23 protein-coding genes are annotated in these 16,899 nt (G+C 46.1%); 17 read left to right on the top strand and 6 right to left on the bottom strand.

Annotated elements, in window-relative coordinates; translation table 11 throughout:
- Nucleotides 1–238, bottom strand: a 238-nt coding sequence (locus B5D35_RS19095; RefSeq protein WP_170915225.1) for a transposase, incomplete at its 3' end; no start/stop codon positions are given.
- Between B5D35_RS19095 and B5D35_RS19090 the strand changes: the two genes are divergently transcribed.
- The 9 genes from B5D35_RS19090 (at nt 237) to B5D35_RS24590 (ending at nt 7,851) form a co-directional block, all read left to right on the top strand.
- A complete protein-coding gene (locus B5D35_RS19090; RefSeq protein WP_244556668.1) occupies nt 237–776 on the top strand; it encodes a GNAT family N-acetyltransferase in 540 nt (179 codons plus the stop codon). The two genes, B5D35_RS19095 and B5D35_RS19090, sit on opposite strands and share 2 nt — an antisense overlap.
- 161 nt (nt 777–937) lie before the next feature.
- Nucleotides 938–1,795, top strand: a complete 858-nt coding sequence (locus B5D35_RS19085) for a 2OG-Fe(II) oxygenase family protein (RefSeq protein ID WP_078754103.1) — start codon at nt 938–940, stop codon at nt 1,793–1,795.
- 442 nt (nt 1,796–2,237) lie between these two features.
- Nucleotides 2,238–2,729, top strand: coding sequence for an ATP-dependent zinc protease family protein (locus B5D35_RS19080; RefSeq protein WP_078754102.1), 492 nt, complete (start codon nt 2,238–2,240; stop codon nt 2,727–2,729).
- A gap of 5 nt (nt 2,730–2,734) precedes the next feature.
- Nucleotides 2,735–3,643 (top strand): 30S ribosomal protein S6--L-glutamate ligase, encoded by a 909-nt coding sequence (gene rimK, locus B5D35_RS19075; RefSeq protein ID WP_078754101.1) that lies wholly within the window; start codon nt 2,735–2,737, stop codon nt 3,641–3,643.
- The gene (locus B5D35_RS19070; protein ID WP_078754100.1) at nt 3,627–4,694 is read left to right on the top strand and encodes a succinylglutamate desuccinylase/aspartoacylase family protein; all 1,068 of its coding nucleotides are present in this window, start codon (nt 3,627–3,629) and stop codon (nt 4,692–4,694) included. Before rimK ends, B5D35_RS19070 begins: the two co-directional genes overlap by 17 nt.
- A 224-nt stretch (nt 4,695–4,918) precedes the next feature.
- Complete coding sequence (locus B5D35_RS19065) at nt 4,919–5,833, top strand: lipase family alpha/beta hydrolase (RefSeq protein WP_078754099.1); 915 nt, start codon at nt 4,919–4,921, stop codon at nt 5,831–5,833.
- Between the two features lie 35 nt (nt 5,834–5,868).
- Nucleotides 5,869–6,714, top strand: a complete 846-nt coding sequence (locus B5D35_RS19060) for a lipase secretion chaperone (RefSeq protein WP_078754098.1) — start codon at nt 5,869–5,871, stop codon at nt 6,712–6,714.
- A 229-nt stretch (nt 6,715–6,943) separates the two neighbouring features.
- A complete protein-coding gene (locus B5D35_RS24595; RefSeq protein WP_198557086.1) occupies nt 6,944–7,375 on the top strand; it encodes a hypothetical protein in 432 nt (143 codons plus the stop codon).
- Nucleotides 7,372–7,851, top strand: coding sequence for a methylenetetrahydrofolate reductase (locus B5D35_RS24590; protein ID WP_198557085.1), 480 nt, complete (start codon nt 7,372–7,374; stop codon nt 7,849–7,851). Before B5D35_RS24595 ends, B5D35_RS24590 begins: the two co-directional genes overlap by 4 nt.
- Nucleotides 7,852–7,924: 73 nt before the next feature.
- Here the strand turns inward: B5D35_RS24590 and B5D35_RS19050 are convergent, their stop codons facing one another.
- Together B5D35_RS19050 and B5D35_RS19045 are read right to left on the bottom strand one after the other, a co-directional pair.
- A complete protein-coding gene (locus B5D35_RS19050; RefSeq protein ID WP_078754097.1) occupies nt 7,925–8,608 on the bottom strand; it encodes an HAD family hydrolase in 684 nt (227 codons plus the stop codon).
- Nucleotides 8,609–8,700: 92 nt separating this feature from the next.
- Nucleotides 8,701–9,342 (bottom strand): hypothetical protein, encoded by a 642-nt coding sequence (locus B5D35_RS19045; RefSeq protein ID WP_078754096.1) that lies wholly within the window; start codon nt 9,340–9,342, stop codon nt 8,701–8,703.
- A gap of 144 nt (nt 9,343–9,486) precedes the next feature.
- Between B5D35_RS19045 and msrB the strand changes: the two genes are divergently transcribed.
- The 3 genes from msrB to B5D35_RS19030 all read left to right on the top strand — a co-directional run bounded on the left by msrB (nt 9,487) and on the right by B5D35_RS19030 (nt 11,897).
- Nucleotides 9,487–9,936 carry a peptide-methionine (R)-S-oxide reductase MsrB gene (msrB, locus tag B5D35_RS19040; RefSeq protein WP_078754095.1) on the top strand — a complete coding sequence of 150 codons (450 nt, stop codon included), beginning with the start codon at nt 9,487–9,489 and terminating at the stop codon, nt 9,934–9,936.
- 205 nt (nt 9,937–10,141) lie between these two features.
- Nucleotides 10,142–11,518 carry a GGDEF domain-containing protein gene (locus tag B5D35_RS19035; RefSeq protein ID WP_078754094.1) on the top strand — a complete coding sequence of 459 codons (1,377 nt, stop codon included), beginning with the start codon at nt 10,142–10,144 and terminating at the stop codon, nt 11,516–11,518.
- Between the two features lie 106 nt (nt 11,519–11,624).
- The gene (locus B5D35_RS19030) at nt 11,625–11,897 is read left to right on the top strand and encodes a hypothetical protein (RefSeq protein WP_078754093.1); all 273 of its coding nucleotides are present in this window, start codon (nt 11,625–11,627) and stop codon (nt 11,895–11,897) included.
- Nucleotides 11,898–11,920: 23 nt separating this feature from the next.
- Here B5D35_RS19030 and B5D35_RS19025 read toward each other — a convergent pair whose 3' ends face one another.
- Complete coding sequence (locus B5D35_RS19025) at nt 11,921–12,385, bottom strand: DUF3429 domain-containing protein (RefSeq protein ID WP_078754092.1); 465 nt, start codon at nt 12,383–12,385, stop codon at nt 11,921–11,923.
- A gap of 66 nt (nt 12,386–12,451) precedes the next feature.
- Nucleotides 12,452–12,715, bottom strand: coding sequence for a DUF5062 family protein (locus tag B5D35_RS19020; protein WP_078754091.1), 264 nt, complete (start codon nt 12,713–12,715; stop codon nt 12,452–12,454).
- A gap of 144 nt (nt 12,716–12,859) precedes the next feature.
- Between B5D35_RS19020 and B5D35_RS19015 the strand changes: the two genes are divergently transcribed.
- The 3 genes from B5D35_RS19015 to yqfB all read left to right on the top strand — a co-directional run bounded on the left by B5D35_RS19015 (nt 12,860) and on the right by yqfB (nt 14,123).
- The gene (locus B5D35_RS19015) at nt 12,860–13,333 is read left to right on the top strand and encodes an ASCH domain-containing protein (protein WP_078754090.1); all 474 of its coding nucleotides are present in this window, start codon (nt 12,860–12,862) and stop codon (nt 13,331–13,333) included.
- A gap of 135 nt (nt 13,334–13,468) precedes the next feature.
- A complete protein-coding gene (locus B5D35_RS19010) occupies nt 13,469–13,720 on the top strand; it encodes a hypothetical protein (protein ID WP_078754089.1) in 252 nt (83 codons plus the stop codon).
- Between the two features lie 82 nt (nt 13,721–13,802).
- Nucleotides 13,803–14,123 carry a N(4)-acetylcytidine aminohydrolase gene (yqfB, locus tag B5D35_RS19005; RefSeq protein WP_078754088.1) on the top strand — a complete coding sequence of 107 codons (321 nt, stop codon included), beginning with the start codon at nt 13,803–13,805 and terminating at the stop codon, nt 14,121–14,123.
- 86 nt (nt 14,124–14,209) lie between these two features.
- Here the strand turns inward: yqfB and B5D35_RS19000 are convergent, their stop codons facing one another.
- The gene (locus B5D35_RS19000) at nt 14,210–15,448 is read right to left on the bottom strand and encodes a cysteine desulfurase-like protein (RefSeq protein WP_078754087.1); all 1,239 of its coding nucleotides are present in this window, start codon (nt 15,446–15,448) and stop codon (nt 14,210–14,212) included.
- A gap of 367 nt (nt 15,449–15,815) precedes the next feature.
- Here B5D35_RS19000 and B5D35_RS18995 point away from each other — a divergent pair, with 367 nt between their 5' ends.
- Both B5D35_RS18995 and B5D35_RS18990 read left to right on the top strand, forming a co-directional pair.
- Complete coding sequence (locus B5D35_RS18995) at nt 15,816–16,706, top strand: GNAT family N-acetyltransferase (RefSeq protein WP_078754086.1); 891 nt, start codon at nt 15,816–15,818, stop codon at nt 16,704–16,706.
- Nucleotides 16,707–16,756: 50 nt separating this feature from the next.
- On the top strand, nt 16,757–16,899 hold a 143-nt coding region (locus tag B5D35_RS18990; RefSeq protein ID WP_170915224.1), incomplete at its 3' end, for a transposase.

Below are 16,899 nucleotides of genomic sequence, written 5' to 3'. Positions count from 1 at the left end.
AAACAGAGTCTAGAAAACCTTGTAGCGCTCTCAATGGCATAGAGAAAATGCGTTTCACCATCAGTGCGGTAGTAATGGCTAAGTCGCTGAATCGGCGAGGTCTACCACGCTTGCCTTGTTTGTTTTGTTTCCACTCAGCTATCGTTTCCTCATCAATCCAAAAGGTCAGAGAACCACGGTTGATTAAGGCTTTGTTGTACTGCTTCCAGTTAGTTGTTTTGTAACGAGGTTTAGACATGAGACTACGACGATTGATGGGTGTAGCCGATCAGATCGTAGCTTCTAGATTTAGTTCCATCGATTTAAGCAACAAAGCCGATTACCATCCTCGCTATACAGAACAAACACTCACTATGTGGCGTTTGAGTAAGGAGACTGCCTTGGGGCTCCCAGAGCCTCATAGCCTCACATCTCATCGTTATTATCTGAATCGAATACTCGCGCCCTCTCATCGCATTTTCTTAGCGATAGAAAAAGAGAGCGATTCCGTGCTTGGCATGATGGCCATGGACAAAGACTACATCTCTCAACTGTACATTCATCCTTCTCACCAATGCCGAGGAATAGGATCCGCATTGGTCGAGTTGGCGCAAGAAAATGCCGACCAATTGAAGCTTTATACGTTCGAGATCAATCTTCCTGCGCGAGCCTTTTGGGAGAAACACGGATTTCAAGAACAGGAAATTGGGCAACATGATAATGAAGAAGGTTTGACTGACATTCTTTGTAAGTGGCGACGCGAGCCAGCATCAATTTCAATGCATTTTGCTATGTAGCGGTTAACCAAACAGGTGGCAGGGGCTTTTCTCTGCCGTTTCGACTAGCTATTTATCCCTTATGAATTCACCCAATCACACCTTGTCTCAATATCCTTCTCTAAAAAACATCTGATATTTTTTATTATTAATAAGGGTAGCTATTGCTTGTGGAGGCCAGCATGGCGCTGATTCTTACTGATACTCGACTTGAGCAGCCAACGCTCGGTGACGTGCTATTTAAAGGTGACATCGTCATCTTTTCAGTACCGGATGTTCTTTCCCCCTTCATCCACTATACAAGATCATTAATTGAACACACCTTTCAACTGGCCGATCCTGAAAACGCCCACAAACATATGGACGTAGCGACATACTTAGCACGCGCAGACTTAACGAAAAGACGCTTTGATAAAGATGTAAAAGCAAAAACGTTATTTTTTGACGCACTAGCTCATTGTGGTATCGATGTGAATGCAGATTACTATGACCGACTCGTATTACGAATCGTACCTTGTGAGGCTGAGTATGATAACGGCCGACAGGCCAGCGTAAAGCACCATAGGGACACGTGGGGAAGCAATATTGATTGCCAAGTCAACTGGTGGTTGCCCATATATCCCTTAAGTACAGCGCGTTCCATCGCTATTTATCCCAACTATTGGCAGAACAAAGTCAACAACACCACATCCAGTTGGTCATTTTCTCGCTACCTTAAAGAAAAAAATGCCACACCCCTGAAAGAAAAAATGGGTTACCCAAGCGCACCACAGGCACTAGAACCGATAGATGAAGACACCTCTTACACGCCTGAAATCCAGCCAGGAGACATCCTTAGCTTCTCTTCAGCCCACCTACACGGCAGCAAAACGAACCAAACCGACAAATTTCGTTTTAGTGTGGAAGTACGTACAGTTACCGTCCAAGACATTATTGAGTGCAAAGGCGCACCGAATGTCGACAATTCAGGACATACCCCGATGTATCAATGGTTTAAAAGGATAAAAGATGATGAGGAGCTCGTTTTACAACCAAAGTAAGCGCCTATACTTGCAGCCAATGAATCCCCATTCATACTTTCATCGGGTGAAAAACACCCCCGTCGCGCAACATCGCATACCCGCTCAATTGGGCGAGAAACCTAATTCAGTGATTTTCTGGCGATTAGCAAACATGACGATAAGTTTATTTTATCGTAAGGAATCACAAATTGACTTGTCGCTAGCATTGCAAAGCTGTACCTTGCGCGCTCTTTGGTGCGGTGCTGATAAAGTGGATGATGAAGTGCGCCGCCGGAGTTTAATACGTTAAAGACTTTAAATGTCACAGTATTAAGTCATTCGATAGTGTTGATTATTCAATCAGTTCTTAGAAATGTGAGCGGGATTATCCCGTGGAGCAGCTATCGTTTACTTGAGTAAGTCAAAGATTGATGCGCTCACTCCATTCGTACGAAATTCACTATCTGGGGCATTGACAGCAATGACTGACAAAAACACAGCTCGACCAGCAGTCGAGGATTCTAACCATGCAAACTCAAACGACAGAATGCTGGTTGGCTGGCGAGAATGGGTAGCCTTACCGGATTTAGGTATCTCAGCGATTAAAGCGAAAGTGGACACTGGTGCACGTACATCGTGCTTACACACTTTCGGTATCGAAGAATACGAGAAAAACGATGAGAAGTGGGTGAAGTTTATGATCCACCCAATTCAAGACGACAGCGTGACCGAAAAAGAGTGCCACGCAAAAGTAAAAGACATGCGAACTGTACGCGACTCAGGTGGTCACGAGACTTTCCGTTACGTTATCGAAACACCGATGGTTATTGGTGATTTGACCTACCCAATAGAGATGACATTGACAGCTCGCGATACTATGGTATTTAGAATGCTATTGGGCCGTACCGCAATGGAAAACCGACTACTTGTCGACCCCGTTCAATCATTTATCGTTCAGGCGCCTCAAGGTTAATTTATATGAAAATTGGAATTCTATCTCGTAACGAAAACCTGTATTCAACCCGTCGTCTGATCGAAGCATGTGAGCAGCGTGGCCACGAATACAAAATCATTGATGCATTGCGCTGCTACATGAATATCAATTCGACCCAACCTTCTGTTCACCAAAACGGTGAAGATTTGGTTGGTTTTGATGCGATCATTCCTCGCATTGGTTCTTCAGTAACGTTTTATGGCTGTGCTGTGCTTCGCCAATTTGAAATGCTTGGCATTTACACCGTCAATGATTCAGTCGCAATTCAGCGTTCGCGTGACAAACTGCGTTCACTGCAATTACTGTCTCGTAAGAATATTGGTATGCCGATCACAGGCTTTGCGAGCAAACCGGGCGATATTAAAGACCTACTGAGCATGGTGGGTGGTACACCAGTTGTGATCAAGCTGCTGGAAGGTACACAAGGTATCGGTGTTGTTCTGGCAGAAACCCGTAAAGCGGCTGAAAGTGTTATCGAAGCCTTTATGGGCTTGAAAGCCAACATCATGGTTCAGGAATACATCAAAGAAGCGGGCGGTGCAGATATTCGCTGTTTCGTTATCGGCGATAAAGTAATTGCAGCCATGAAGCGCCAAGCGTTGCCAGGTGAATTTCGTTCTAACCTGCACCGCGGTGGCAGTGCATCATTGGTGCGTATTACTCCTACTGAGCGTAAGACTGCGGTTGCAGCGGCGAAGGCGATGGGCCTTCACGTTGCAGGTGTAGACCTTCTTCGCTCTGAGCGCGGGCCTCTAGTGATGGAGGTGAACTCCTCACCAGGTCTGGAAGGGATCGAAGCTGCTACAGGGAAAGACGTAGCAGGGATGATCATTGACCATATTGAGAAAATAGTCTCAACTCCGAGGACAAGGACACGTGTCAAAAGCAAATAATAAAAAAAATGCTTTCGAAATTGGCGGGATAACCATCCCGCCAGGTCAACGCGCTAGCGTTGAGTTTGAAGTTGCGAAACTCTATACGCACTCCCCTCTGTCAGTGACAGCAGAAGTGATTCACGGTAAGAAGCCTGGCCCTGTGTTAATGATTAACGCGGCCATTCATGGTGATGAGCTAAACGGTGTTGAAGTGGTACGCCAAGTGTTAGAGCGTATCAATCCCGCAACGTTAAAAGGCACGATAATCGCAATCCCTGTGGTTAACGTGTTTGGTTTCATCCACAAATCCCGTTACCTTCCTGATCGTCGTGACCTGAACCGCTGCTTCCCGGGTTCAGAGCGCGGTTCAATCGCAGGTCGTATGGCCTACCAGATCTTCGAACAAATCGTTCGTCGCTGTACCCATATCCTTGACCTGCACACCGCTGCAATTTATCGCACTAACTTGCCACAAATTCGCGCAAATCTGTCTAACGAACAAACCTACGACATGGCCATTGCTTTCGGTACTCCAGTGGTGATCGATGCAGCCCTTCGCGAAGGTTCGTTGCGTTCAGAAGCGGAGAAAATAGGCATTCCTGTTTTGACGTATGAAGCAGGTGAAGCACTTAGATTTGAGCCGTATGCTATTACCGCTGGTGTGAAAGGCGTTAAGCGCGTGATGCAATACCTTGGCATGATTCGTAAGAGCAGCAAGCGTAAAACGGTTGTTGAGCCAGTTATCGCGCGTGCAACCCGTTGGGTTCGTGCAGAAGCAGACGGTATTTTACGCTCACACGTTTCACTCGGCCAACGCGTAAGCAAAGGTCAATCGCTAGCTTCAATCAGTGCACCGACAGGCAGCGAAGAAATTCAAATTTTCGCGCCACAAGGCGGTATCATTATCGGTCAACAAACATTGCCACTGGTTAACGAAGGTGACGCAATTTTCCACATTGCCTACTTTGAAGAACCGGATCGTCTCGTTGAACAACAAGTAGAAAATTACTTGGATGAAGTGACTGACGATATCAGCAATGAGATCAAATTTGGTATTGGTGTGCAATAGCACCGGTCAGATAGCATCAAGCCTTATGAAGAAAAAGGAGCGCAATGCGCTCTTTTTTTGATCTAAACCTCGTAACCCTCCTTTCAAGATCACATTAATTTAACAATTCCACCATTTCTCATTGTTGCGACAAGTTTTACGCCTAGCCTCTGGCTAATATTTGATCGACATCAGAGGACTGACCAGAGGAATTTATTGTGAAAGGACTGCTCTTCTCCCTTGTAATGATCTTGGCATCAACACCCGCTTTAGCAGGTGCTAGCGCATCCGGGTCATCAACGACAGGCTACACACAAACGAAATATCCCATCGTGCTCGTACACGGCTTGTTTGGCTTTGATAACATCGCCGGTGTCGAATATTTCCATGCCATTCCACAAGCTCTCACCCGTAGTGGCGCAAAAGTGTTCGTGGCACAGGTCTCCGCCACCAACAGCTCTGAAAAACGCGGGGAGCAATTACTCCGCCAAGTAAAATGGGTACTGGCAGTAACGAACGCCAAAAAAGTTAATTTGATTGGTCACAGCCACGGTAGCCCAACTGCGCGCTATGTTGCCTCTGTTGCGCCACAACACGTCGCATCAGTCACCAGTGTTGGTGGTGTTAACAAAGGCTCAGAATTTGCCGATGTCGTTAGGAACGCATTTAAACCGGGTTCTTCTGGTGAAGGCGTCGCAGTCGGTGCAGCGAAAGCACTCTCGGGACTCATTAGCTTTCTTTCCGGTGGAAGTCACCTTCCTCAAGACCCCCTCGCCTCTCTTCACTCTTTAACCACCAAAGGATCACTCGCGTTCAATGCAAAATATCCTGAAGGTATCCCTCGGTCTCGATGTGGCGAAGGCGCGTATCGCGCATCAAATGGTGTGTACTACTACTCTTGGTCAGGCACCAGTACCGTCACGAATATTCTTGATCTCAGTGATCCCGTTCTGTTCGCGACCGGGCTTTTCTTTTCAGAACCAAACGACGGTCTGGTCGGACGTTGTGCAACACATCTTGGCCGTGTTATTCGCAGCAATTATCGAATGAACCACCTTGATGAAGTGAATGGTTTCTTTGGTTTGCACCATTGGTTTGAAACCGATCCTGTGACCGTGTATCGCCAACATGCCAATCGATTAAAGCAACAAGGTTTGTAACGGCTTAGTTTGTCACAGAGATAAGGAGCCTGTGTATGAGGATTTCATTTACTGCTTACAAAATCGCGCTCATTTTAGTCGTCGGAATTTTGTTGGCTGTCGTTCTGTATCTGATGTTGGACGATGAAGATAAACCCATCACACAGGCTCGCTCCCATCAGGGAACAAGCGTTGATACCTCTTCCCATAGAGATACCTTCGAATACTTTCTTTCCACCTTGGGAGAACGAAACATCAATGACGTTCAGCACGCATATAACACTTTTGCAGACAGCGTCAGTTATGGTGAAAACCAAAAACCTTTGTTCGAAAAATACCAAGCTTATCGACGCGCATTGGATTCCCTCAACGCGCCCGATTCACTGTCTGGACTCGACTATCTCTATTTCGTGCAAACACAAGTCACTCAACTACAAGCTGCGTTGTTTGATGATCAAGAGAGAGCCCAACTGTTTTACGAAGAAAACTTAGCAAGGGAAATGGCGATAAAACGCATGGAGTTAGAGGCGTTAAATATTGACGACAAAGCAATGCAACAACAATGGCAAGACGAACTGGATAAACTAACACCTGACATGAAAGCGAGTTATCAAAACGCTGCCCTCATCGGGCAAATTAATCATGTTATGACGAGCGATGATGAGCAAAATAGAATCCAATTGAACGAACTCGTTGGGGAAGAAGCCGCAGCCCGTATAAAAGCGTTTGAGCAAGAAGAGGCTAAGTTTGAGCAAAACCTTTCCGCTTACTTCGCTGAAAAAAGTCAGCGTGCAAACCCTATGAGTGGTAGTGATCTGAAAAGCCTCAAAGACAAGTACTTTACCCGTGAACAACAGCGACGCGTTAATGCGCTGGAAAACATGCGTAGTGATAGTCAGTAGGCGAATAAAAGTATCCAGTAAGCGAATAAAAACATCGATAAAACAATAAGAAAACTGTCAGATTCGAATTGCATCCCTTTTTAAGCCTGTTAAGGTAGATAGGCATCGTTTATCAATTCGGCTGGTTTTGCGCCGGGTTCCACGTAACCCCCCTGAGCTTACCACCTTATTTCATTGATATTTTAGGGATTGAATTTGCATTCCAAATGACAGGAGTCACTGGTTTTTAATGTTGTTTGAAAAAATTAAAGCCCGCGAAAGCGGCATTGTCCTATATGGATTGGTTCCCCCCAAAAAAGGAACCGATACGGAGAAAGTCAACGAAATAGCTGCACGCCAAGTTGCCCGACTCCAAGATCAACCGATTGATGGTTTGATTATTTACGACATTCAAGATGAAGCATCGAGAACGGATGAAGAGCGCCCTTTTCCGTTCATGGAAACCCTCGATAGCGTCGAATACAGCCGTGACTTTTTGGCAGATTTAAAACTTCCTCGCGTTATTTACCGTTCTGTAGGGAAATATTCCGAAGACGCTCTTTCGCGTTTTTTGGAAGACTCACACCCTGCCGACGAACTGTCGGTCTTTGTAGGCGCATCATCCGCTGACCAATCAGTAACAATGCCAATGTCTGAAGCCTACGCGTTAAAAAACGCGTGAATAAAGACATGTTACTGGGTGGCGTTACCATCCCAGAGCGTCATCTAGTAAAAGGCGACGAACATTTGCGGGTATTCAAGAAAATCGAAGCTGGCTGTTCGTTTTTTGTGTCTCAAGGGGTTTATGATGTGCACGCATCAAAAGACTTCCTGTCCGATTACTACTATTACGGAAAAAAGCACGGTATTCCGCTCGTTCCTATCATTTTCACGCTGACTCCTTGTGGTTCGCACAAAACGCTGCAGTTCATGAAATGGCTAGGCATCAATATCCCCCGCTGGCTTGAAAACGATCTGATTCATTCCGATGACATCCTTCAGCAGTCTGTAGACCACTCAGAGCAAAGCTGGCGTGAATTGAAAGCGTTTGCCGACGAGAAAGGCATTCCTATCGGTTGCAATATTGAAAGTGTCGCGGTGCGCAAAGTCGAAATCGACGCATCCATTGCGTTGTTGAATCGCATCAATTCAATTTAAAAAACAATGCGATGTGAAAACAATGCGATATAAAAAAGGAGCCGAGGCTCCTTTTTTCAATGCTGTCATATTCTCAATCGACAAACACGCCTTCCGTGGTTCCCCATCGTAGCACTGGCCATTGGTACTCAATCGCTTTCGTCAACAACTTCTTGCAAGGGTTAACGACGTTCACGCTGTCAGCAAAAAAACACATAGGTAGATCATTAATGGAGTCGGTGTAAAAACTGACATGCTCAAAATCATGTTCCAAGCTATAAATCCACTCCGTTAATTTAAACACTTTGCCTTCTCGAAACGTCGGTTCACCGTCGGGCTCTGGTATGTACATACCTTGTTGCGTTTTCAGCTCAATACCCATCGCGTTATCGACCCCGAGCATCTTTGCTATCGGCTTCACTAAAAACGCCAGAGAGGCCGAAACGATGACAACCTCCGCCTCGCACTCCTTCAACTCAGCCAAGGTTGTTCGCGCCTCTTCAAACACAAAGGGAGGAATGATCTCCTGAGCAAATTGCGTGGCAAGCGCATCGACATCTTTCGCATCCATGTTAGTCAACGGAGAAAGGCTAAAAGCCAAATACTCAGGCAGGTCTAACGTTCCTGCGCTGTAGTCACGCATAAAAGCCTCATCTTTCACCATAAAGTCGGGATCTTGTGTGAGGTTTTTATCAAGTAAATACTGATGCCAAAGTGCCATTGAATCTGCAGAAACCAATGTTTCGTCTAAATCAAACACAGCGAGATGTGAGGACATAGTGATGATCCGGAAGGGACAGTTACTTTACTTTGTCACGTCTTACCGAGAAAGCCAGAACCACAGGTTGATAGCGACGTATTGATCAATATTCACTGAAATTGTGCGGCAGGCGCCAGCAATGAGACGCGAAAGTGCGCACGGTCGCCCTGTGTTTGTTTACGCATTGATTGAAGGCCCCCAGACTCGTCAACAACTTCAAACGAAACGATATCGTGAAACTCATCAATATAGAGCCTCAGATGGCCAATATAGATAGCCTGATCATCCACACGAACTAAAACTCTTAATGGCTCTGGCATAGCCAGTGTGGAGTATGTCATACCCTCTTCCCTTCCTTTGCCGCGTTCTAACCTGAACAAATTCACATTGCGTTTTGGGATCACGTGCGAGAACGTCTCCCCCCATTCCACATCGAGAGCCAGCCCTTCGTCTTTTCCCTCACCAACGTCGGAGAATGTCGGTCTTAACCACAGCAAAACGTGCTCATCAGCAAAAAGAGACAATGTGTCCGTTTCTCTTGATACTGGTGACGATAGCACTGGAACAACTGAAATTTTTCCGACCAATAAGATGTCATCATCTTCGATTTGAGAACCCGCTGCAGTAGGCGCTGAGCTAGGTTTATCGGAAGCGCATGAAAGTACGACGATTGAGATACAAAACACGAACAGCGCACGGAAGCGAGCCATTGACAGCAAACACTGTTGGAACACGATAAAAATAGCTGACATGGGATCCTGATTTCAAAGCCATGCGTAAAACATAGTACAAATTCACTACCGATAATGACTGAAAGCTTTCGCTCATCTCATCGGTCTGTTAGATACCTTCTCTCCGGCATGTTGAGGAGCGTTATCAGTATTAAGGGGGGCAGTATGCTTAACTGGGAATCAGTAATCGACACCGCAAAGAATGGAAACCCTGTAGCACCACGTCGCGTAGAAAAGGCTGAACATGAGTGGCAAACCCTTCTCACTGAGGAACAATTCTATGTAACCCGTCAACACGGCACTGAGCGTCCGTATAGTTCGCAAATGTGCGCATTGTTTGAGCCCGGTATTTATGCCTGCGTATGCTGCAAAACATCGCTGTTTAATGCTGAGAAAAAGTTCGACTCAGGAACGGGGTGGCCATCCTTTTCGGCACCACTTCATGACAATATCGTCGCGTATAACATGGATATCTCTCATGGTATGACCCGCGTAGAGGTGATCTGCAATACCTGTGATGCACATCTTGGTCACGTATTTCCTGACGGGCCATTACCGACCCGTCTGCGCTTTTGCATCAATGCCATCGCACTGGAAAAAGAAACTTCGGCGTAACCACAACAGCACGCAGCCTTGCCTGCGTGCTTACTTTCCAAACAAGTGGCTTGAATACAAAGTCACCCTATACTCAAAGAGCGGAAATTAAACGTCTCGTGGAAATACCGCCCGCCAATAATTAAAACAATAGTCAGTTAACGTCAGTAAAATTCGCGGCAGATAACGTCGCTCCACGAGCAGTTGTAGTGGAAATGTGTTGTACATGACTCGCGGTTCTAACGCATGGATAGTTGCTGGTTCATTTCTCTATTTTATTGCATCTTATTTTGGTGCGACACCGCTTAGCCTGCATGATGCTAACATCGTTCAACTCAGTATCGCATCTGGCATCGGCATGATTGCATGCTTACACGGTAGATTCAAAGCTCTGGTCTGTCTTGCCGTTGCTGCCTCTTTGGCGCATGGACTTGCCATTTATCACTGGGATGCCAGTGCTGATTTAACACCCGCCTTCATCTCTGGTCTTTTTACTCCGCTAGCCTGCTTCCTATCGGCAAACGCTTGGAAAGCGCGCTTCATGAAAGAAGGATTGAAATTCGAAACGCTCTTTTCTTACCTCATGCGTGTTTGCCTGCTCCCCGGTCTGTTTTTAGGCTCTATAAAGTCGTTAGATATTCTCTACGGTGGCTACACAGGACAAGGTGGCTATTTCTATGACCTTTATGAAATAACATCGACGTATGCTCTCGGGATTTTACTCGTCGCGCCGTTTTACTACATATGGACGCACACGGAAACGCCGCTTTCACACTTTAATCGGGAAAATATCCTGTACATCCTTGGGTATCTCTTATTAACGCTGGGTGCCTTCATTTTTTCACCAGGCCTTATTTTTGTCGCCCCCGTCATTCCGGTTATCTTGGCCTTTAAAGGGGAAGAGCTAGCGTCATTAACGGGGTTATTTGGCATGGGGTTGATTGTCGCTATTATTGCTCCTTACGACTTAGGCCCTTTTAACTTACCCGATAAAATAGAAGGTCATACCGCGCTACTCACTTTTGTACTGGTAAGTATGATCACCCCCATCGCGATTGGGTTACATGTGAGAAGACTTAATCTGGTATCAAAATCTCGTGACCGTTGGCAAACGAAAGCACAAACAGACCAATTGACTTCGCTACCAAACCGCTATGCTTTTTTTCCCGAGCTAACGCGCAGCTGTGAGGAAGCCGAAGATGGACGCAGCAATCTTGTGCTTGCGCTCTTAGATATCGATCATTTCAAAACAGTCAATGACTCTTATGGCCATGCCGTAGGCGACCAAGTTCTGAATGAAATTGCCGATCTCATGCGAGAGCAAATGCGGGAATCCGACTTAGTTGCACGCATAGGTGGTGAAGAGTTTGCCATTTTACTCCACGGGCCCAGTAAACAGCAGGCAGAAAGGGCATTGGATCGTCTAAGGCTGCGGTGTGAACAGCACAACATTCAACGGTATGACAAAAGTGTTTCCGTTACCGTCAGCATTGGCGCGACCATGTACCAAGCCACAGAAACACAAGAGGTGTTTATGGCGCGAGCAGACTCGCTGCTCTATCACGCTAAAAACAGCGGCAGAAACCGCGTGATTATTACATAAACCATCGCGCCCTCCTCAAAAATCACTGTCTCGCACTAGTATCTTCCCGTACCATAGCAGGACAAAAACACGCACTCTGATACTCGTATATAGCAGGCTTTAATTTATGAATGATGATGACATTCTTACCAGCGATAACCTGATTGAAATTGTTGAGAACCAATTGGCTGACAACAACCCAAAGAAAGTCAAAGAAACCATGATGCGTCTACGCATGACTGGCTCATCGCAAGAAGAGGCAATGGAGTACATCGCGTGTGCACTGATGGTTGAAATTTACGACGTAGCGAAATGCGACGGCGAGTTCAATCTCAAACGCTATGAAGAGCATTTGGATTTATTGCCTGAAATGCCGTGGCAAGCAGATTTGGAAGATTAAAAAAGCGCCGAAAGGCGCTTTTTTCATGCCGTGCCCATGGACACAACATCATTATAAATATCGCCGAGCCAATACAAGAGAAACAGGTGGCATATCACCACAATCGCCGTCAGTATTGCCCGCATTAGCGTATACCAAAATGGGTAAATCCCCTTAAACATCAGCCCTACTTCAAGCGCAAACAAGAATACGAACGACGCGACAAGCAGGTAGATGGAATACGGAAATGGCATAAGAAGCGCACCCAGAGCCACCAGCGAGAATACAATCCCAACGGTTAATCCATTAGTCGGCTTTTCTTCCTTAGCACCGCTGATTGTCATTCCCCACACCGCACCGGAGAGAAACGCGAGGATTATCGCGCTGTAACTGTTAAACGCATGCACAAGTGCCGCTTGCCAATCCGAGGGCCAAATGGGCAATAGCATACCGAACGCAACAAAAGGGATTAATCCAAGAAACCCATAAACCAAGGCTGTTTTTTTCATGTTGTCTTTCCCCTTACCATGCAGTTTCTGTCTATTCTACGAATATTCCCTTTCATCCATTCAGTATCAGTCACTTAACAGAGGATGACCCTCAGGCAGTTGTTTGTGAATCCACAGTATGAGCTTGTGCTTCATATTGGGTCCGTCTTCTTTATCCGTTGCTAATGGCGTTATCACTTTATCTTCGACAAGCAAGCGGTAAATACATTCAATTTTTACCTTGTTCGACGTTCCACCATCAAAATTTCCATATCCCCTTTTACGCGCATACTGCTCGCCAATTTGCAGTGCTTTTTTTAGCAGTTGAGCCTCGTGTTTGATCTTTTTCATGTTATTGCTCCAAAGCACTATTTTGAGCCAGCATAACAGAGCTATGTAAAAACAGATGTGATCATTCCCGAGAGACCTAGACAGAATACACGCTACAACAATATCCTAGGGCGCAATCATGCTTTCTCACTATCAGAGCGCTATATGGATATACGATCAAAAAAACTGCTTAATACCTACCTACTCACCCTTTCAGCAACCCAGAGAGAGGCATATACCTCTTTTTCAGCCGACTATTTTTGTTCCGATGAGGAAAACGCCAACATTTGCGCTGACTTAATCATCAGAGGCGAAAAACGCGCATCCTGCAGTATGGAAATTTGGTACAGCCAAGAAGGCGAACCTTACCCTAAAGTGGGCCATCTTCAGGTCGTCACCGACTTCCATGGTGAACCTAAATGCATCATTGAAATCACTGACGTGACCCTATGCCCTTTTAATCTGGTCTCCGAAGAGTTTGCCGCTGCCGAAGGCGAAGGTGACAAAAGCTATGCTTGGTGGAAAGACGCACATTGGGCCTTTTTCTCATCCGAATGTAAGGAATTGGGTATTGAGATGACGGAAGATACCCTACTTGTTCTGGAACGTTTTCAGACTGTTTATACCCAAACTGCCTGAAGATGCCGGCGTCAGCGAGTGAGGATAAACAACTCTCAATAAAGCGGATATCGAAATTCAGACATGAATCCAAAACAGCGTTCAGAATTCATCGTAGATTAGTTTCTATCTACCTTTGCTTTGGATAGCTCAGCCATGCGAAAACTGAAAATTGAAACGTTTACGTTAGACACAGATGAAAAAAAAGAAGCCATTACGCTTCCGCTTATGATCATTAAATCCGTTTTGACTTTTCTACCCAAAGGAATTTTAGAGCGGCTAAAAAATGATGACACATTGCTAGAAACTCTCATGACGGCAATCGACGATTCGCACTATTCAGGCATGATTATCGAGGCTGAAGACAGTGCTGAGAACGAGCGTGTCATTTTATCCATCATATCGTGAGGTGAAAATTCTTCTCAGGCTTTTACCCACTCTGTGGTTTAATGCGCGGCTCAATACTGTCACAGCTAAGTAGGTAATCTCTGTGAACCAAGCGCCAACTAAAATCACCTTCTTTGAGTGGCTGACACCGCTTGTGGCTTCAGGCAAAAAGACCATCACCATCCGTGATGAATCCGAAAGTCACTACGTACCGGGGACCCGTGTTGACGTACATACACTTGAAAAAGATGAGTATGTTTGTCAAATCGACATCCTGAAGGTTGAGCAAATTTCGTTTGATGACATCAACGAAGAGCATGCTGCGCAGGAATTTCTGCCACTGGATGAGCTTAAACCGCTGATCAGGAAGATTTATCCAGACGATGATGTATTCTACGTGATCAGTTACAAACTGGTGGACTAAGCAAAAAGCCGACGTAATGTCGGCTTTTTCTTTTCTCAGATCCGCTTAGACCTGAACACGAACTGTTTTAAAACACCGTTCGTCCACTATAAGATTCGACCAAGTACGTCGAAGAAGGTGTCTATCTCCGCTTTCGTGTTGTAGTGCATCAACCCGACTCGAAGAATGCCGCCTTTGTCTGTCACGCCAAAGGCATCAGTAAGACGATCCGCGTACAAATGCCCACTCCAGACATAGATTTGTCGCTGTCCAAGTGCTTCCGCAATCTCGGCGGGATCTCTGTCTCCAAATCGAAGTGCAAAGGTCGCGGTACGTCCTTCCACTGAATCCAAGCCATAAAGCTCCGCGCTTCCAACGTCTTTCAGTTTCTGAAGAAAATACTCAGCCAGTTCCTTTTCATAACAATGAATATTGTCGTACGCCGACACAAGGCGTGCCCGCAAAGAGTCACCTTCGCCAAGTGATGCCAAATAATCAATGGTTGCTACCACACCGCTTAACGCTTCAAAGTTCAACGTACCCGTTTCCCAGCATTTTGGGACGACATCAGGTGCAGGGGCAACCTTATAAGGCGTAAGAGACGCCAACCACTCCGCTTTTCCATACATGATCCCTAAGTGTGGGCCGTAAAATTTGTACGCCGAGCACGCGAGAAAATCGACATCTAACGCTTTCACATCCACCAACTGGTGCGGCAGTAAATGTACGGCATCAACAAATACCTTACAGTTCACCTTGCGGCATTTTTCGATGACTGTTTCTAGATCTGTTTTGTTTCCAGTGATATTGCTAGCAGCGGTAATCGCTACTAAGCGCGCACGCTTGTTGAGCAGGCTGTCCAATTTGTCCAGATCGAGGCTTCCCTGCTGATCGACGATCGGCAGATAATGAACCGTTACGCCACGATCCTGCGCTGCCATGATCCAACTCGATCGATTCGCACCATGATCGGCTTCTGTCACGATCACTTCATCACCCGGTTGCCATTCTTTGCAAAGTGCACGACTCAAGGCAAACGTCACCGACGTCATATTCGCGCCAAAGAACACTTCGTCTTTCGATGCACCAAGCAAAGCAGCAATCCCCTCTCTTGCCTTCGCGACGATCACTTCCGTTTCTTGGCTGACAAGAAAACGGCCTCCGAGATTGGAATTGCCCCCGCGCAAATAATCACTGATGGCAAGGATCACTGACTCGGGCGATTGAGTACCGCCGGGGCCATCAAGGTAAATTGGAGAGTCACCCTCAATTTTTCGCTGAAGCGCGGGAAACAGACTGCGAATGACTTCGACATTTTCTGAAGTTAACGGAAAGCACTTTGCCATAAACGCTCCTTTTCTCTGGGAATGACGTCAGAGCAACATTGGACGGTGGAAGGAGGGAATAAACAGCCCTTTGCGATGCGTGTTAATTCCTTATTAATAATCTTATGGTATGGTTCGCAGTACTTTCAACCAGCTGAGTGTAATAAAGCCCGTCGTGTTGGAATCTAATACTACTCTCATCGTCAGTCAGAATGAGTGGACTGTTTTTCACCACACAAACAGAACGAACAACTAGAACGTTATGTCCGAAACTTCTCCTACGCAGACCTTGTTCCGTCGAATTTGAATATCCCTCGATTCTGTAGGTTGAAATTCGCGCTGTGATCTCTTTGACTATACCTATGAATTTCTCTCTGAATTGTTCAACATGACACAGGAAAGCACCGAAGAAAACGTTACGACAGACGTCGAATTACGCTGCCAAACCATCACGAGTATCGGAGACATTTCACCGGAAGATTGGCATACCTTGGTGAAGTCTCCCTACCCTTTCCTGCGCCATGCATTCCTTCTCGCGTTAGAGCAAACAAAAGCGGTTGGCCTAAAATCAGGGTGGCTCCCTCAATATCTCGTTGTTTATCGTGTTGACAGGCTGATCGCTGCTGCTCCTTGCTTTATCAAAACGCACCCCTATGGGGAATACGTGTTTGATTGGGCATGGGCAGAAGCCTATGAAGATGCAGGATTGGACTACTATCCTAAGCTGCTCTGTGCCATCCCTTTCACGCCTGCAACCGGGCCTCGCTTCCTTTGTCGAGAGGATGAAGATGAAGATCAAATGCGCCTATTGCTGGCAAATGCGATGCGATCGGTCGTTGAACAAACCACATGTTCTAGCGCCCACATACTGTTTCCTCAGCGCGCTCTTTGTGAAAAAGTGACTCCTCTTGGGTATCTGGAAAGACACGCCGTGCAGTTTCACTGGCAGAACAAAAACTATGGTGCATTTGATGATTTTCTCGCTCAAATGACAGCAAGAAAGCGCAAAAACATTCGCAAAGAACGCCAACGAATTGAACAGCAGCAAATCGACGTGGAAGTATTCGAAGGGGAAAACATCACCCAGACGCATTGGGCCGTATTTTCGCGCTTTTACACCAACACCTACCTTAAGCGCTCCGGCCACACAGGTTACTTGAATGCCGAACTGTTTCACCAACTCGGCAAAACGATGAGTGATGCTTTGGTCATGGTGCTGGCCAGTGTTAATGATGATTACGTCGCAGGGGGGCTTTGTTGCTTAAATCGATGGAACTAAATCTAGAAGCTACGATCTGATCGGCTACACCCATCAATCGTCGTAGTCTCATGTCTAAATCTCGTTACAAAACAACTAACTGGAAGCAGTACAACAAAGCCTTAATCAACCGTGGTTCTCTGACCTTTTGGATTGATGAGGAAACGATAGCTGAGTGGAAACAAAACAAACAAGGCAAGCGTGGTAGACCTCG

The organism is Enterovibrio nigricans DSM 22720 (genome assembly GCF_900167155.1).
GTDB classification, from domain to species: domain Bacteria; phylum Pseudomonadota; class Gammaproteobacteria; order Enterobacterales; family Vibrionaceae; genus Enterovibrio; species Enterovibrio nigricans.
This window is presented reverse-complemented; position numbering and strand designations above follow the sequence as displayed.

Bases quoted from the DNA above. Each gene is read 5' to 3' on its own strand.
- B5D35_RS19090 (WP_244556668.1), top strand. From the start codon at position 237: ATGAGACTACGACGATTGATGGGTGTAGCCGATCAGATCGTAGCTTCT.
- B5D35_RS19085 (WP_078754103.1), top strand. From the start codon at position 938: ATGGCGCTGATTCTTACTGATACTCGACTTGAGCAGCCAACGCTCGGT.
- B5D35_RS19080 (WP_078754102.1), top strand. From the start codon at position 2,238: ATGACTGACAAAAACACAGCTCGACCAGCAGTCGAGGATTCTAACCAT.
- rimK (WP_078754101.1), top strand. From the start codon at position 2,735: ATGAAAATTGGAATTCTATCTCGTAACGAAAACCTGTATTCAACCCGT.
- B5D35_RS19065 (WP_078754099.1), top strand. From the start codon at position 4,919: ATGATCTTGGCATCAACACCCGCTTTAGCAGGTGCTAGCGCATCCGGG.
- B5D35_RS19060 (WP_078754098.1), top strand. From the start codon at position 5,869: ATGAGGATTTCATTTACTGCTTACAAAATCGCGCTCATTTTAGTCGTC.
- B5D35_RS24595 (WP_198557086.1), top strand. From the start codon at position 6,944: ATGTTGTTTGAAAAAATTAAAGCCCGCGAAAGCGGCATTGTCCTATAT.
- B5D35_RS19050 (WP_078754097.1), bottom strand. From the start codon at position 8,608: ATGTCCTCACATCTCGCTGTGTTTGATTTAGACGAAACATTGGTTTCT.
- B5D35_RS19045 (WP_078754096.1), bottom strand. From the start codon at position 9,342: ATGTCAGCTATTTTTATCGTGTTCCAACAGTGTTTGCTGTCAATGGCT.
- msrB (WP_078754095.1), top strand. From the start codon at position 9,487: ATGCTTAACTGGGAATCAGTAATCGACACCGCAAAGAATGGAAACCCT.
- B5D35_RS19035 (WP_078754094.1), top strand. From the start codon at position 10,142: ATGACTCGCGGTTCTAACGCATGGATAGTTGCTGGTTCATTTCTCTAT.
- B5D35_RS19030 (WP_078754093.1), top strand. From the start codon at position 11,625: ATGAATGATGATGACATTCTTACCAGCGATAACCTGATTGAAATTGTT.
- B5D35_RS19025 (WP_078754092.1), bottom strand. From the start codon at position 12,385: ATGAAAAAAACAGCCTTGGTTTATGGGTTTCTTGGATTAATCCCTTTT.
- B5D35_RS19020 (WP_078754091.1), bottom strand. From the start codon at position 12,715: ATGAAAAAGATCAAACACGAGGCTCAACTGCTAAAAAAAGCACTGCAA.
- B5D35_RS19015 (WP_078754090.1), top strand. From the start codon at position 12,860: ATGGATATACGATCAAAAAAACTGCTTAATACCTACCTACTCACCCTT.
- B5D35_RS19010 (WP_078754089.1), top strand. From the start codon at position 13,469: ATGCGAAAACTGAAAATTGAAACGTTTACGTTAGACACAGATGAAAAA.
- B5D35_RS19000 (WP_078754087.1), bottom strand. From the start codon at position 15,448: ATGGCAAAGTGCTTTCCGTTAACTTCAGAAAATGTCGAAGTCATTCGC.
- B5D35_RS18995 (WP_078754086.1), top strand. From the start codon at position 15,816: ATGACACAGGAAAGCACCGAAGAAAACGTTACGACAGACGTCGAATTA.